The 14069-nt window shown below is 67.4% G+C and carries 13 protein-coding genes; 2 read left to right on the top strand and 11 right to left on the bottom strand.

The window, feature by feature from the left end:
• Positions 1-36 precede the first annotated feature (36 nt).
• The 10 genes from AC6JAC_RS19915 to AC6JAC_RS19870 form a co-directional block, all read right to left on the bottom strand.
• Positions 37-1068, bottom strand: coding sequence for an aldo/keto reductase (locus AC6JAC_RS19915; RefSeq protein WP_497966285.1), 1032 nt, complete (start codon positions 1066-1068; stop codon positions 37-39).
• Positions 1065-2417, bottom strand: coding sequence for an LLM class flavin-dependent oxidoreductase (locus tag AC6JAC_RS19910; RefSeq protein WP_497966283.1), 1353 nt, complete (start codon positions 2415-2417; stop codon positions 1065-1067). Before AC6JAC_RS19910 ends, AC6JAC_RS19915 begins: the two co-directional genes overlap by 4 nt.
• Positions 2417-3784, bottom strand: a complete 1368-nt coding sequence (locus AC6JAC_RS19905) for an LLM class flavin-dependent oxidoreductase (protein ID WP_497966281.1) — start codon at positions 3782-3784, stop codon at positions 2417-2419. Before AC6JAC_RS19905 ends, AC6JAC_RS19910 begins: the two co-directional genes overlap by 1 nt.
• A 26-nt stretch (positions 3785-3810) precedes the next feature.
• Positions 3811-4617 (bottom strand): ABC transporter ATP-binding protein, encoded by an 807-nt coding sequence (locus AC6JAC_RS19900; protein ID WP_497966279.1) that lies wholly within the window; start codon positions 4615-4617, stop codon positions 3811-3813.
• Positions 4593-5453: an ABC transporter permease gene (locus tag AC6JAC_RS19895; RefSeq protein WP_497966277.1), complete on the bottom strand. Its 861-nt coding sequence runs from the start codon at positions 5451-5453 to the stop codon at positions 4593-4595. Before AC6JAC_RS19895 ends, AC6JAC_RS19900 begins: the two co-directional genes overlap by 25 nt.
• Entirely contained in the window at positions 5450-6565 is a 1116-nt protein-coding gene (locus tag AC6JAC_RS19890; RefSeq protein WP_497966275.1) for an ABC transporter substrate-binding protein, read from the bottom strand. The genes AC6JAC_RS19895 and AC6JAC_RS19890 overlap by 4 nt, the downstream gene beginning before the upstream one ends.
• 372 nt (positions 6566-6937) lie before the next feature.
• Positions 6938-7561 (bottom strand): SAM-dependent methyltransferase, encoded by a 624-nt coding sequence (locus tag AC6JAC_RS19885; protein WP_497966273.1) that lies wholly within the window; start codon positions 7559-7561, stop codon positions 6938-6940.
• Positions 7562-7689: 128 nt separating this feature from the next.
• The gene (locus tag AC6JAC_RS19880; RefSeq protein ID WP_347895827.1) at positions 7690-8118 is read right to left on the bottom strand and encodes a DUF1761 domain-containing protein; all 429 of its coding nucleotides are present in this window, start codon (positions 8116-8118) and stop codon (positions 7690-7692) included.
• Positions 8119-8205: 87 nt separating this feature from the next.
• Positions 8206-8712, bottom strand: coding sequence for a MarR family winged helix-turn-helix transcriptional regulator (locus AC6JAC_RS19875; protein WP_028272670.1), 507 nt, complete (start codon positions 8710-8712; stop codon positions 8206-8208).
• A 38-nt stretch (positions 8713-8750) separates the two neighbouring features.
• The gene (locus AC6JAC_RS19870; protein WP_497966271.1) at positions 8751-10505 is read right to left on the bottom strand and encodes an AMP-binding protein; all 1755 of its coding nucleotides are present in this window, start codon (positions 10503-10505) and stop codon (positions 8751-8753) included.
• Between the two features lie 159 nt (positions 10506-10664).
• On the opposite strand from AC6JAC_RS19870, the gene AC6JAC_RS19865 reads away from it, so the two are divergent.
• Both AC6JAC_RS19865 and AC6JAC_RS19860 read left to right on the top strand, forming a co-directional pair.
• Positions 10665-11798 (top strand): acyl-CoA dehydrogenase family protein, encoded by a 1134-nt coding sequence (locus tag AC6JAC_RS19865; RefSeq protein WP_497966887.1) that lies wholly within the window; start codon positions 10665-10667, stop codon positions 11796-11798.
• A 109-nt stretch (positions 11799-11907) separates the two neighbouring features.
• Complete coding sequence (locus tag AC6JAC_RS19860) at positions 11908-13452, top strand: S-layer homology domain-containing protein (RefSeq protein WP_497966269.1); 1545 nt, start codon at positions 11908-11910, stop codon at positions 13450-13452.
• On the opposite strand, the gene AC6JAC_RS19855 is transcribed toward AC6JAC_RS19860, so the two are convergent.
• Positions 13421-14014 carry a dihydrofolate reductase family protein gene (locus tag AC6JAC_RS19855; RefSeq protein WP_497966267.1) on the bottom strand — a complete coding sequence of 198 codons (594 nt, stop codon included), beginning with the start codon at positions 14012-14014 and terminating at the stop codon, positions 13421-13423. The genes AC6JAC_RS19860 and AC6JAC_RS19855 overlap by 32 nt on opposite strands.
• Between the last annotated feature and the right edge of the window lie 55 nt (positions 14015-14069).

Raw genomic sequence — 14069 nt, 5'->3', positions numbered from 1 at the left:
GCGTCAGTTGGCGCGCAGGGCGGCAGCAACACCGGGTCAGCGCGGGCGGCGCCGCAGCAGGGGATCCGAGAGCGACGGCGGCTGGTAGCCGGCGTCAGCGCTGTTCAATGTGGTGCCTGGCGGCACGATTTCATCGATCCGGTCCAGCACGTCGCGGGAGAGGATCACTTTCTCCGCGCCCAGCGCCCCTTCCAGGTGCTCCAGCGTCCGCGGGCCGATGATGGCCGAGCTGACAGCCGGGTGCTCCAGCACGAACCCCAGGGCCAAGTGGATCAGGGACAGCCCGGCCTCGTCGGCCAGTTCAGCCAGTTCCAGCACGGCCTGGGTCTTGCGGGCGTTCTCCGCGGTTGACGGGTCATGCCGGGCAGGCTGCCGGGCGGCCCTGCTGGACGGGGTGTGTCCGCCGTCGGGCTTGATCCGGCCGGACAGCCAGCCGCCTGCCAGCGGGCTCCACGGCAGCACGCCCAGTTTGTGGCGCTGAGCCAGGGGAAGCACTTCGCGTTCCACGCCGCGCGCCAGGATGGAGTAGGGCGGCTGTTCCGCCACCGGCCGTTCCCGGTGGCGCTCGCGGGCCACGTACTGGGCCTCCACGATCTGCCCCGGTTCGAAGGTGGACGTGCCGATATAGCGGATCTTGCCCTGCCGGACCAGGTCGCTGAGTGCCCCGAGCGTCTCGTCGATGTCCGTGTCCGGTTCGGGCCGGTGCACCTGGTAGAGGTCGATCCAGTCGGTCTGCAGCCGGCGCAGGCTGTCCTCGACGGCGCGGATGATCCAGCGGCGCGAATTGCCGGCCTGGTTCACGTCCTCGCCAAGGCGCCCGTGGACTTTGGTGGCGAGAATTACGTCGTCGCGGCGGCCCTTCAATGCCTTGCCCACGATGGTCTCGGATTCGCCCCGGGAGTAGACGTCGGCGGTGTCCACCACGTTGATACCGGAATCGAGCGCCCGGTGGATGATGCGGATGGAATCGTCGTGGTCCGGATTGCCGATGGACCCGAACATCATGGTGCCCAGCGTCAGCGGGCTGACTTTGAGTCCTGTGGCGCCCAGGCTGCGGTATTCGGTCATGCGTGTGCTCCTTGTAGTTGCTGGGTGGTCTGGCCCGCGGGGCTGTACTGGCTTTCCGGGCGGTCCAGGCCGAAATGTCCGCGCAGGGTCCGGGCAGAGTATTCGGTCCGGAACAGGCCGCGGGACTGCAGGATGGGCACAACCTCGTCGGCGAAAGCCTCGAAGCCGCCGGGAAGCCAGGGAGGCATGATGTTGAACCCGTCGGCGGCCCCGTTTTCGAACCAGAGCTGGATCTCGTCGGCCACCTGCAGCGGTGTTCCGGCCACGGTGTAATGGCCCCGGGCGCCGGCGAAGCGGTGCAGGACCTTGCGCACGGTGAGGCGTTCCCGGCGGATGGTGTCCAGCAGGAGCTGGCTCCGGCTGCTTTCCCGGCCCGCCGAGGCCAGCAGCTCATCCGGGAAGGTGTCATCCAGCTTCAACCCGTCGAGGTCCACGCCCAGCAGCTTGCGCAGGATGCCGAGCCCGTATTCCGGCTGGGTCAGCTCATCGAACTCCTGCCGGAGCGCCCGGGCCTCTGCTTCTGTGGAGCCGAGGTAGGGGCTGATGCCGGGTAGCACCAGGAGCTTCTCCGGGTCCCGGCCCTCCGCCGCAGCCAGCGCCTTGATGTCGGCATAGAAGTCCTGCGCGCTCTGCAGCGTCTGGTGGGCGGTGAATACGGCCTCGGCGTGCTTGGCCGCGAATGCCTTCCCGTCGGCGGAGGAACCCGCCTGAACATAGACCGGCCGGCCCTGCGGTGACCGCGGCGTGTTCAGCGGTCCTTCCACGCGGAAGTGATCACCCTGGTGCCCGATCGGGTGGATCCGGGAGGTGTCGGCGAAAACCCCCGTGCCGGCGTCGGACACCACCGCGCCGTCCTCCCAGCTGTCCCACAGCTTGCCCACCACCTGGACGAATTCGTCCGCCCGGGAGTAGCGCTCTGCGTGCGGCGGGTGCTCGTCCAGGCCGAAGTTGCGGGCTGCCCGTTCCGCGCCGGTGGTCACGATGTTCCAGCCGGCCCGGCCGCCGCTGAGGTGGTCGAGGGACGCGAAGAGCCGGGCCGCGTTGTACGGCTCCAGGTAGGTGGTGCTGGCCGTGCCGATCAGGCCGATCTTTTCGGTGGCGACGGCGATCGCGGACAGCCAGGTGAACGGCTCAATCCGGAACCTGGTGGCGTACTGCACGTTGCTTTCCAGCGCAGGGCCGTCGGCGTAGAACACTGCGTCCAGCTTCGCCGCCTCCGCCCGCTGCGCCAGCTCCTGGTAGAAGCGGATGTCCAGCAGCCGGTCCGGCCGGGACTTTGGATGCCGCCAGGCGGCTTCGTGGTGGCCGCCCGGGTATATGAACAGGTTGAGTTTCAGCTGCCTGCCCATCAGAAGGCCGAACCGATGGACGCCAGCGCCTGTCCGTCGGCGCCGGCAAAACGGTTGTCCGGGCGGTCCAGGCCGTAGTGCTCGCGCAGCGTCCGGCCCGTGTATTCGGTGCGGAACAGGCCGCGCTCCTGGAGGATGGGCACCACCAGGTCCACAAATGCTTCGAGGCCCGAGGGAAGCACCGGCGGCATGATGTTGAAGCCGTCCGCGGCGCCGCCGTCGAACCATTCCTGGATGGCGTCGGCCACCTGGACCGGCGTGCCGGTGAAGGTCCGGTGGCCGCGGCCGCCGCCCAGTCGGCCGATCAGTTCGCGGACCGTGAGCTTTTCCCGGCGGGCCAGCTGGACGATCAGGGTGTAGCGGCTCTTGGCGCCTTCGATCTCGTCCTCGCTGGGCAGATTGTCCGGCAGCTGGCGGTCCAGGGGCAGGTCCTCGGGCGCGACGCGCAGGGTCTTGGCCAGCTGGATCCGAGCGTATTCGGGCTTGATGAGGCGGTCCAGTTCGCGTTCCAGCGCCTGGGCCTCTTCCGCCGTGTCCCCGATGACCGGGACGATGCCGGGAAGGATCTTGATGCTTTCCGGGTCGCGTCCCGCGGCGGCGGTCCGGGACTTCAGGTCCCGGTAGAACTCCTGCGCGTCCGCCAGGGTCTGGTGGGCGGTGAAGACGGCGTCCGCGTACCGGGCGGCGAGGTCCTTGCCGTCCTCCGAGGAGCCGGCCTGGACAATCAGCGGGTGACCCTGGGGCGAACGCGGGACGTTGAGCGGGCCGCGGACCTTGAAGTGCTTGCCTTCGTGGTCGATGGTGCGGATCCGCTCGGAATCCGCCCAGACGCCGTCGGCCTTGTCCGCGAGCACGGCGTCGTCCTCCCAGCTGTCCCAGAGCTTCTGGGCCACCTCGATGAACTCCGCGGCGCGCTCATAGCGGACGGCGTGGGCGGGCTGATCGTCCACGCCGAAGTTCCGGGCGGCGTCGGGCCCGGCTGTGGTGACCACGTTCCAGCCCGCGTGGCCGCCGCTGACCCAGTCCACGGAGGCGAACCGCCGTGCGAGGTTGAACGGATCGTTGTAAGTGGTGGAGGCCGTGGCGATCAGTCCGATGCGTTCCGTGGCACCGGCGATGGCGGTCAGGAGCACCGTGGGCTCAAGCTTTCCGGCCGGCCGGCGGCCCACCTCGCCGAAGAGGACGGGCGAATCGGCGAAGAAGATGGAGTCCAGCTTGCCGCGTTCGGCGGTGCGGGCCAGCTGCTTGTAATGCTCCACGTTGGTGCTGGCATACGGGTCGCTTTCGGGCAGCCGCCAGGACGACTCGTGGTGGCCGGTGCTCATGAGGAAGGCATTGAGGTGGAGGGGGCGCTGCGTGGAAGTCATGGGGTGCTCCTTGGATGTGTGAAGGTTTAGTGGCTGGCGACGTTGACGTCGACGCCGAGGGCTGTCAGCAGGTCGCGGCGCAGGGCTTCGTGGCCGGCTGCGTCGCTGAAGGTACCGGCGGCGGTGGTGCCGATCTCCGGAGCCACGGTGCGGACGGTGGCCACGCGGCCGTTGTCCAGGACCACGATCCGGTCGGCCAGGGCGATCGCTTCGTCCACGTCGTGGGTGACCAGCAGGACGGCGGGGCCGTGCGCGGCTACGAGGTCGCGGAGCAGGCCGTGCATCTTGATCCGGGTCAGCGCGTCGAGGGCGCCGAACGGTTCGTCGGCCAGCAGCAGCTGCGGTTCCCTGACCAGGGATCGGGCCAGGGCCACGCGCTGCTGCTCACCGCCGGACAGCTCGTGCGGCCAGGACTTTTCCCGGCCGGCGAGTCCCACCTCGGCGAGTGCCCTGCGTGCCTTGGCGTCGGCGTCGTGATCCCGCAGTCCCAGCGTGACGTTGCCCAGGACGGTGTCCCAGGGGAGGAGCCGGGAGTCCTGGAAGACCACCGACACCCGGTCCGGGACGTTGATGACGCCGCTGCCTTTGACGTCGTGGTCCAGCCCGGCGAGCGCCCGCAGGAGGGTGGACTTGCCGCAGCCGCTGGGGCCCAGCAGTGCTACGAACTCGCCGGGGGCGATGTCCAGGTCCACGCCGTTCAGGACGCCCTTGGGCCCGAAGCCGCGGATCAGGCTGCGCACGGAAACGGTGGGGGACCCGGCTCCGGTACGCGGGGCGGTGCGGCTGGAGCCGGAGGGTGCGACGGCGGTCAGCCCGCCAGAGTGCGCTGCCATGAGAGGGCCTTTCGTTCGATGAAGCGGACAATGCCGTCCGAGAGCAGGCCGAGGATGCCGTAGACGGCGAGCCCGAGGACGATGATGTTGGTCTGGCCGTAGGTGCGGGCGAGCTCCATCATGTAGCCGATGCCGCTGGTGGAGTTGATCTGTTCCACCACCACCAGCGACACCCAGGCCCCGGTGACTGCGAAGCGGAGGCCCAGGAAGAAGCCCGGCAAGGCGCCGGGGAGGACCACGCGGCGGATGAAGCCGGCCCGGCTCAGGCCCACGGTCTGCGCCAGCTCGACGTAGCGCAGGTCAATGCCGCGCAGCCCGGCATGGGTCTGCAGGTAGATGGGGACGAAGACGCCGAGGGTGATGGTGAGGACCTTCATGGTTTCGTCGATCCCGAACCACAGGATGAGGAGCGGGATCAGGGCCAGGCCCGGGATGGCCCGTTTGATCTGCACCGGCCCGTCGATGAGCGCCTCGCCCGCCCGGCTGAGCCCGGAAAGCAGGGCCAGCACGGCGCCCACCACGATCCCGAAGAACAGCCCCAGCCCGGCGCGCTGTGCGGAAATGGCAAGGTTTTCCTGGAGCCGGCCGTCTGCGATCAGCTCGCCGGCGGTGGCTACCACGGTCCACGGTTCGGAGAGGATGCGGGGGTCAAGCAGCCCCGTTGCCGAGGCGGCTGCCCAGAGCAGCAGCAGGGCCGAGGGGCCCACCCAGGCGAGGCGCCGCCGTCGTCCGGGTCCCAGCCGGCGGCCGGTGGGGCGCACATCGGCGCGGCCGGCGAGTGCCGGGCCCTGATGGGGTGCGGCGGCGGTGCGCTCCGCCAAGGCTGCGGCGCTCATGCGGCACCTGCCTTGCCGGCCGCGGCGAACGCCGTGCCCGCGATGGCTTCGTAGCGTGTGTCGTAGAGCTTCGCCGCCACGAGCTCGGGCTTCTTCTGCTCCCTGGCCAGCAGGTCGATGGTCTGCTGGTGCCGCTCGATGGCCTCCGTCCAGGACAGCGGAACGTCCGCCTTGCCGGCGGCGTCGATCAGGTACTGGCCGTCCTCGCGCGAGAGGCCCTGGTCCTTGACGTAATAGCCCTCAAGCCATTCCTGGGGGTGGTCCTCGATCCAGCGCTTGGCTTTGCCCCACACCTCAACGTAGGCGGCGAGCGCTGCGGCCTTGGCCGGATCATCCAGGACCTTGGCGGGGGAATAGAGATGGCCGGGATCATCGCGCAGGCCGTGCCGGAGGGTGGAGCCGCCGTCGGCCTTGTACTTGGAAAGGTAGCGCTTGATCTGGACGCCGCCCAGGGGTGCGGCGTCCACCTGCTTGCTGGACAGGGCGGTGGCGTAGGTGTCGCCGGTGCTGGGCAGTTCCACGAGCTTCACGTCGGCCTGCTTCAGGCCGGCCTTTTCCAGGATCCGCAGGACCAGGGCGCCCTGTGCCTGGCCGGGGCTGTAAGCGACCTTTTTGCCGCGCAGCTCCTGCAGGGAGGAGATTCCCGCCCCGGGTGCAATGCCCAGCTCGTACAGCGGGTGGTTCACGGCGTCCTGCCGGAAAACGCTGGCGATGATCCGGACGTCCAAGCCCGTCCAGGTGGCGTGGATGGGCGGGATGTCCGCCACGGAACCGACGTCCAGGGCGTTGGCCCGGAAGGCCTCGGTGGTCTGCGGGCCGCCGGAAATGTTGGCGAACTCCACGTTGAAGTCCAGCTCCTTGATCAGGCCGGACAGCTCCAGGGCCACCTTCACGCTGGGGTCGCCCACGGTGATGGAGGTGCCTGTGGGAACGGATGTGGCGAGCGGCGCCGAAGGCTGCGTCGCCTGCGTGGCGCCGGCAGTGGCGCTTCCGCCGCAGGCGGTCAGCAGGCCGACTGCCGGCAGCGCGAGCAGGGCGCCGAGGGCCCGGCGGCGGGTGAGCGTGGAGCGCCCTTGGGTGGAGGGAGGCAAGAAGGGTGCAGCGGAGGACATAGTGGCCTTTCATGGGGGATGAAGCGCGACGATGTAGTGCAGGCGGTGGGCATTGGCATGCTGGAAAGCGGGCACAGCGGAGCTGGCCCCGGGGGCGCCGGGAGCGGTGGGGGGATGGGTGGTTTTTGTTGCGGATGTGCTTCGGCTTGTGCCGTGAAATCACCTAAACACGGTCTGCACAGCCTTGGCCAGCACCCCGCAATGGAAGCGAAACGGGAGGAAACCGGACTACTTCTGACGCCACGCACCGTGCAGTACGAGGCCAAACCAAGCAATCCGGCGCCATGATCCGCAACCCGGCTTAACCTGCGTTCTTCGAGCCTGTCGCCTGGGGAAGGCAGTGTTGTGAGGCCTCCGCCTGATGCGTGTGCGTCAGGACCGGCGGTGGGCGCGGAGCACAGAATCCGTGACGGTTACGGAGTTGCCGTCGGCGTCCCGGACGGACCGCCGGCGGGCTTCGCAGACGTCGATCTGCCATTCTTCGGGGTCCAGTTCGGCGGCGATCTCCTCGGGCGTGAAGAGGAGGCCCGGCTGCGACGGACGGCGGATCCCGGTTGCCAGGTCGTCCGGGTGGTGGCCAACGATCAGGAAGGTACCGCCGGGGGCAACGGACGCTGCCAGCCGGTGGTAAAGCTCTGTCCTTTGAGCCAGGGGCAGGTGCATGAACTGGGCGGACACAAGGTCGAAGGTCCCGGCGGGCGGGGGCATGGCGGTGAGGTCGTGGTGGACCCAGACGATCCGCCCCGCCACTGTTGCATCCTCGGCCGCCCGTTCCGAGGCCCGCGCCAGGGCCACGGAGGAGATGTCCACGGCAGTAACCCTCCAGCCCTGCCGTGCCAGCCAGATGGAGTCGGCGCCCTCGCCGCTGCCAACGTCCAGGGCTGAGCCCGGGCGAAGGCTGGCGGCTTCGGCCACCAGGCTCGGGTTCGGATTGCGGCTCCAGACCGAACCGTGCTGGCGGTAGCGCTCATCCCAGAACGACTCGTCAAACTTCATCCGTGGTCTCCCTCGCTGCCCGTGCTTCAGGTCCGGCAGCGTACCGTCAGGGACGGCCGGCGCTAAGCCGTGACTATGCCACGATACGCGGTGAGGGGGTCCTCAAGCCCGCGGGCTCATAGGGGCAGCTAGGCGGCGCTGATGCCGAACAGGCCGATGATCAGGCCCATGACCACCAGGGTCACCAGCTCGTGGGCGCAGTTCAGAATGGTCAGCCCGGCCGGGCGGCCCTCAAAGGCGTCGTGCGTGATGAAGCGGGCGGCCGTGAAACCGGCCCAGAGGATGACTGCGGTGATCAGGGTGTTGGCCAGGAAGTTGCCGCCGTAGAAGTGCTGGGAGATGGCGGCGGACCCGGCGAGGACCAGGGCGCTGATGAAGCTGACCACCAGCGTGATCAGGATGGGTTTGACGGCGTCCTTTGCTTCCCCGCTGGGCGAAACCTTCGCCACCCTCATCCAGTAGTTGCCGAACACCTTCGGGGTGTACCAGACCGAGCCCACCACCATGCTGGACAGGGTGGCCAGCAGTACGGCCCAGATATTGATTTCCGGAATCATTGCGCTCTCCTCGGTCCAGCGTCAGGTCATGTCCTAGACATCAGCAGTCTAGGGCTGCCTGCATACCAAGGTGCGGCAACACGGTAGTCAGTCGCCGAAGTCGCCGGCGTTCTGCCGGAATCTCCCGAGGATCCGGATCAGCTGGTCCACATCCTGGCTGGCGAAGCCGGACTGGCCGAACACCTCGGTGTTCAGTGCCGCCGTCGCACGTTTGGCCAGGGTGCGCCCCTCCGTGGTGAGTTCGATCAGGGTGGTGCGCCCGTCGGTCGGGTGCGGGGACCGGACCACCAGGCCGGCGTCCTGGAGGCGGTCGACGGCGTTGGTCACCGAGGTGGGATGGACCTGCAGGAGCGCGCTGGCCTTGTTCATGGGCAGCGCGCCGCTGCGGGCGAAACTCAGGAGGGCCAGGAGTTCGTACCGGGCGAAGGTGAGGCCGAAAGGTTTGAGGACGCCCTCGATCCGGGCCAGCAGGATCTGCTGGGTGCGCATGATGGCGGTGATGGCCGCCATGGGCGCGGCGACGTCGCCCCAGCCGTGCCGTTCCCAGTTGCGCTGGGCGTCGGCAATGGGATCGCGCGGGAGCGGGTTTCCCATGGCACCTCCTGACATGTGGGTTGCTTCAGCCTAGCTTTTCAAACACCGGGGCTTTTCAATCCCGGGAAATCCGCCTCCGAGTACTCGACGCCCAGGCCCTCGGGCTGCGGACCGCCGCCGTGCCGGAGCTCCTCACTGTGCCGGAGTTCCACGCGCCGGATCTTGCCCGAGATGGTCTTGGGCAGTTCCGCGAATTCCAGCCGCCGGATGCGCTTGAAAGGTGCCAGATGGTCGCGGCAGTAGCGCAGGATGTCTTCCGCGAGCTCCGGGCCGGGCTGGTGCCCGGCGGCGAGGACCACAAACGCTTTCGGCACGGACAGCTTGACCGGATCGGGGGAAGGAACGACGGCGGCCTCCGCCACGGCGGGGTGTTCGATCAGGACGCTTTCCAGCTCGAACGGGGACAGCCGGTAGTCGGAGGATTTGAAGACGTCGTCGCCGCGGCCCACGTAGGTGATGATGCCGCGCTCGTCCCGGCTGGCCATGTCCCCCGTGTGGTAGTAACCGTCGCGGAAGGCGTCAGCGGTCTTCTCCGGGTCGCCGTAGTAGGCCTTCATCAGCCCTGCGGGGCGGGGGTCGAGGCGGAGGCAGAGTTCGCCGTCGTCGGCCTCTTCTCCCGTTGCGGGGTCAACCAGCACCACGTCGTAGCCGGGCAGCGGCCTGCCCATGGCGCCGATCTTGATCGGCTGGCCGGGTGTGTTGGCCACCTGCACGGTGGATTCGGTCTGGCCGAAGCCGTCGCGGATGGTCTGGCCCCAGGCGCGGTGGACCTGGTCGATCACCTCGGCGTTGAGGGGTTCGCCGGCGGACACCACCTTGGTGGGCGGGTTCTTCAGGACGGTCAGGTCCGCCTGGATCAGCATGCGCCAGACCGTGGGCGGGGCGCAGAAGCTGGTCACCTTTTCCCGGCCCATCTGTTCCATGAGGGCTTTGGCGTCGAACCGGCTGTAGTTGTAGATGAACACGCAGGCCTCGGCGATCCAGGGCGTGAACACATTGGACCAGGCGTGCTTGGCCCAGCCCGGCGAGGCCACGTTCAGGTGCACGTCGCCCGGTTCCAGCCCGATCCAGAACATGGTGGACAGGTGCCCCACGGGGTAGGACGTGTGCGTGTGCTCCACCAGTTTGGCCTTGGACGTGGTGCCTGAGGTGAAGTAGAGCAGCAGGGTTTCGTCCGCCTTGGTGGGAGCGTCCGGGGCGAAGTCCGCCGGGGCGCTGTGGGAATCGGCGTACTGCAGGGCCGCGGTGTCTTCAGCCGCGCTGTTTACAGCGGTGCTGCGCTCGCCGTCGGTGATTTCAATGAGCCTGTAGTCGCCGGGAACGCCGGCAAACTTGCCGATGTTGGAACTTCCGACGGCGGCCCAGCCCGCCTCGCCGCGCTGCACCCGGTCAGCCAGGTCCGCGGGGCCCATGAGCGTGGTGGTGGGGATCATGACGATTCCCAGTTTGATCCCGGCCAGCATGAGTTCCCACAGTTCCACCTGGTTGCCGAGCATGATGATCATGCGGTCCCCGCGGCGGACGCCCTGGCTGCGGAGCCAGCCGGCCACCTGGCTGGAGCGCTCGGAAAGCTCCCCGAAGCTCCGCCGGGTGGCGCTGCCGTCCTGCTCCACGATGACCAAAGCTGGTTTGGTGCCCTTGGCGGGGTCCGCGGCGATCTGGTCGAACCAGTCGAGGGCGAAGTTGAATTCTTCGAAGCGGGGCCACTGGAATTCATCCCGTGCCTGGCCGTAGTCCTCGCGCAGGGCCAGAAGCCTGTCCCTCGCGGCCCGGAAGTCGTCGGTGACTGTCATGGGGGCCTTTCGCCTAGTGATCCATATCACTGTGCAATATACTAGGACATCCAAGGGTTTGGAAGAGCGAAGGGACGCGTGCCGGTGCAGCCACAACGACGTGACAGCGGGGAAATCACCACAGTTGCCGAGCAGCCGCCCTTTCCGGACGCGGACCTCATGTACGTTGTGGACCTGCTGCCGGAGGGGGAACGGTCGCGGTACCTTGAGGTGCGGGAGTTCCTGCAGTCCCGCATCCGCGCAGCGTCCATCGAATACTGGAACCGCGAGGAATTCCCGTTCGGACTGCTGGCCGAAATGGGCAAGTACAGGCTGGGCGGCCTGCAGACGGACGGGACGTCGGCGCTGTTCAAAGGCCTGATGTATGTGGAGGTGGCCCGGGCGGACGTGTCCCTGTCGGCGCTGGTGGGCATCCACAACGAGCTGATCGTCGGGATGATCGACGAGCTCGGTTCGGACGAACAGAAGCAGCGGTGGCTGCCCGGACTCCAAGCGTTCACCCAGCTGGGCGCCTTCGCGCTGACGGAGCCGGAGCACGGCTCGGATATTGCCGGCGGCCTGGAAACATCAGCCCGGCTGGAGCGCGGCGAATGGGTGATCAACGGCGCCAAGCGCTGGATCGGCGCCGGGACCATCGCGGACTTTGCGCTGGTCTGGGCGCGCGATGAGGCGGACGGCCAGATCAAGGGCTTCATCGTGGAAACGGACCGGCCCGGCTACTCCGCTACGAAGATCTGCAACAAGATCGGCTTGCGGATCATGCAGAACGCGGACATCGTTCTCGACGAGGTCCGGATTCCGGCGTCCAACCTCCTGCCCGGCGCCACGGATTTCTCCAAGGCCAACGACCTCCTCCGCGACTCGCGAGCCTGGGTGGGCTGGCAGGCGGCCGGGATCCAGCTGGCCGCGTTCGACGTCGCCCGTTCCTATGCCCTGGAGCGGAAGCAGTTCGGCAAGGAACTGGCCCGGTTCCAACTGGTTCAGCAACAGCTGGCCGAAATCCTTGGCAACGCCAGCGCCTCCCTCGCGCTGATGGCCCAGCTGGCCCGGATCCAGCAGGACGGCAAGCTGGAGATGGCCCAGGCGGCCATGGCGAAGTCCACCACCACCCGGCTGGCGCGGGCCTCGGTGGCGATGGGCAGGTCGCTGCTGGGCGGAAACGGCATCAGCAGCGACTACGAGATGGGCAAGTTGTTCGGCGACGCCGAAATTCTCTACACCTACGAGGGCAGCTACGAGATCAATTCGCTGATCGTGGCCCGTGCGGTGACCGGCAGGTCCGCGTTCGTCTAAGGACCTTCACGGCGCCCTGAGGGGCTGGCCGCCGCCGTGAATGCCGTGGTGTGGATCAATGACCGCCGTTGGTAGGATTCAGCATCAGCCGGCACACATTGGGGGAACCATGCCGTTATCTTTCGTTGCCCGTCGCGTTGCGAGGGCACTCGTTGGCCTCGCGCTGGTAGCGGCCATGGCCGCTGGCGGAAGTACCGCGCCGGCCACAGCGGCCGACACCGGATCAATCAGCGGAAGGGTCACGGCACCCGAGGGCGTGGACATCAGCCGCGTCTCTGTGGTGGCAACACGCAGTTCGGACCGCGTTGAGTGGGGCGAGGTCCGCCCCGCAGCGGACGGTTCCTACACAATGGGGCAGATGCCGCCGGGGTCCTACACTGTGATGGCCCGCGGCAGGAACAGCGGTGGATACGACACCTGGTACGGCGGGCCCACCCGGGAACGCGCACAGGAAGTGCTGCTGGGCACGCAGCAGGCCGTGTCCGGTATCGAGTTGATAGTGCCCTTGGGTGCCACGATTTCGGGAACCGCTTCTGTTCCTGATGGATTCAGCTTCGCCACGATGCGCGTGTCGGCAGAGGGAGGCTCGACGTATTTCACAACGCTGTACTCACCCGTCGATGCCTTTGGGAAATACCTGATCAGGGGCTTGGCGCCGGGCTCCTACCGGATCAGTTTCTACCCTGAAGACGGAGACCTGCTGCCCAACTACTACGGGCCCGGCGGTATTTACGCGCCCGCCGCCGTCACCGTCACCGGGACGGAGTCCATCACCGGGATAGACGCAGCCGTGCTGAGGGCCTCCAGTATCACGGGGAAAATATCGGTCCCTGACGGCTATTCCACCGAGGGGATGACGGTGTCCGCCCGCAGCGAGGACAACAACGTGGTGGGTCGAGGGTCCATTGCGCCGGACGGGTCCTACAGGGTCACCCACCTGTTCCCCGGAAGATTCCGAATCAAGGTTGGAGCCAGGGCCACCGGACTCGTGGACCAGTGGTACACGGACGGCGCTGACCCCGGCGGCACCACCCGCGTTGAGGCGCCGGCCGAGGCAAACACCGGCGGCATCGATCTGACATTGTTGCGGATACCAGCGCTGGTAGATGTGGCACCAGGCAACCTCTTCTTTGACGAAATCAACTGGCTCGCCGCGCGCGGCATTACCAGCGGGTTCCCGGACGCCACCTACCGGCCCCTCGACTCCATTCACCGCGACGCGATGGCGGCCTTCTTGTACCGGGTGGCAGGACGCCCCGAGTTCACGCCACCGGCCAAGTCGCCGTTCAGCGATGTGTCTCCGGCCGGACCGTTCTACCGGGAAATCACCTGGCTTTTGTCTGAAGGAATCACCACCGGCTACCCGGACGGAACTTACCGGCCCCAGAGCCCCGTCAACCGCGATGCGATGGCAGCGTTCCTTTATCGATCGGCCCACAAAGTCTCCTGCGGCGACCCCGCGGCGGAATCCACGTTTTCCGACAACCCGGCCGGCCGCCAGTTTCATTACGAGATTGACTGGATGGCCTGCTTCGGAATTTCCACCGGCTATCCGGACGGATCCTACCGGCCGGACGAACCGGTACACCGTGATGCCATGGCGGCCTTCATTAAGCGGTGGGCTACGGACCCCGGGAACCTCGGCCTGGACTGACCGACTCGTAGTGCAGTAGAACCACGCCGTTGCCGAACGCATGGGTTCCAGTCAGCTTGAGGTTCATCCGGATGTCCGGTGACTCGAACAGTGGCCGGCCGTTGCCCTGGCCCAGGACCACGGGGTGGACGTAGATCCGGTATTCATCCACCAGACCGAGGCGCAGGAATGTCGCGGTCAGGTTGGCGCCGCTGAGTGCAATGTCGCCGCCGGGCTGCGCCTTCAGTTCCGCGATTTCTTCAGGCACGACGTCGTGCATCACCGTCGTGTTCCAGCCTGCCTCGGTGAGGGTCCGGGAGAAAACGATTTTGGGAATCTCGCGCCAGATCCCGGCAAACTCTGCCTCGACCGCCGTGCTGTGTGGATCCTGGTCGGCGGTTGGCCAATAGTCGGCCATCAGCTCGTAGGTGACGCGCCCATCAATGAACGCACCCATCTCCCTGCTCATATCGTTGAAGTGCTGATGCAGTTCCTCATCCACCAGGTGCCAGCTGATGTCTCGGTTCAGCCCTTCGAAGTATCCGTCCACCGAAACTGACGCGATCAGAATGATCTTCCGCATGTCGATCCCTTCGTGGCAGGGCGGGCACCCGGGCGGGACCGCCGGTCGTACCCTC

This window comes from Arthrobacter sp. KUASC02, assembly GCF_059739395.1.
This window is presented reverse-complemented; position numbering and strand designations above follow the sequence as displayed.

Coding starts and splice junctions, on each gene's coding strand:
- AC6JAC_RS19910 (WP_497966283.1), bottom strand. CDS start 2,417: ATGGGCAGGCAGCTGAAACTCAACCTGTTCATATACCCGGGCGGCCAC.
- AC6JAC_RS19905 (WP_497966281.1), bottom strand. CDS start 3,784: ATGACTTCCACGCAGCGCCCCCTCCACCTCAATGCCTTCCTCATGAGC.
- AC6JAC_RS19890 (WP_497966275.1), bottom strand. CDS start 6,565: ATGTCCTCCGCTGCACCCTTCTTGCCTCCCTCCACCCAAGGGCGCTCC.
- AC6JAC_RS19865 (WP_497966887.1), top strand. CDS start 10,665: ATGTACGTTGTGGACCTGCTGCCGGAGGGGGAACGGTCGCGGTACCTT.
- AC6JAC_RS19855 (WP_497966267.1), bottom strand. CDS start 14,014: ATGCGGAAGATCATTCTGATCGCGTCAGTTTCGGTGGACGGATACTTC.
- AC6JAC_RS19900 (WP_497966279.1), bottom strand. CDS start 4,617: ATGGCAGCGCACTCTGGCGGGCTGACCGCCGTCGCACCCTCCGGCTCC.
- AC6JAC_RS19875 (WP_028272670.1), bottom strand. CDS start 8,712: ATGGGAAACCCGCTCCCGCGCGATCCCATTGCCGACGCCCAGCGCAAC.
- AC6JAC_RS19880 (WP_347895827.1), bottom strand. CDS start 8,118: ATGATTCCGGAAATCAATATCTGGGCCGTACTGCTGGCCACCCTGTCC.
- AC6JAC_RS19870 (WP_497966271.1), bottom strand. CDS start 10,505: ATGACAGTCACCGACGACTTCCGGGCCGCGAGGGACAGGCTTCTGGCC.
- AC6JAC_RS19895 (WP_497966277.1), bottom strand. CDS start 5,453: ATGAGCGCCGCAGCCTTGGCGGAGCGCACCGCCGCCGCACCCCATCAG.
- AC6JAC_RS19860 (WP_497966269.1), top strand. CDS start 11,908: ATGCCGTTATCTTTCGTTGCCCGTCGCGTTGCGAGGGCACTCGTTGGC.
- AC6JAC_RS19885 (WP_497966273.1), bottom strand. CDS start 7,561: ATGAAGTTTGACGAGTCGTTCTGGGATGAGCGCTACCGCCAGCACGGT.
- AC6JAC_RS19915 (WP_497966285.1), bottom strand. CDS start 1,068: ATGACCGAATACCGCAGCCTGGGCGCCACAGGACTCAAAGTCAGCCCG.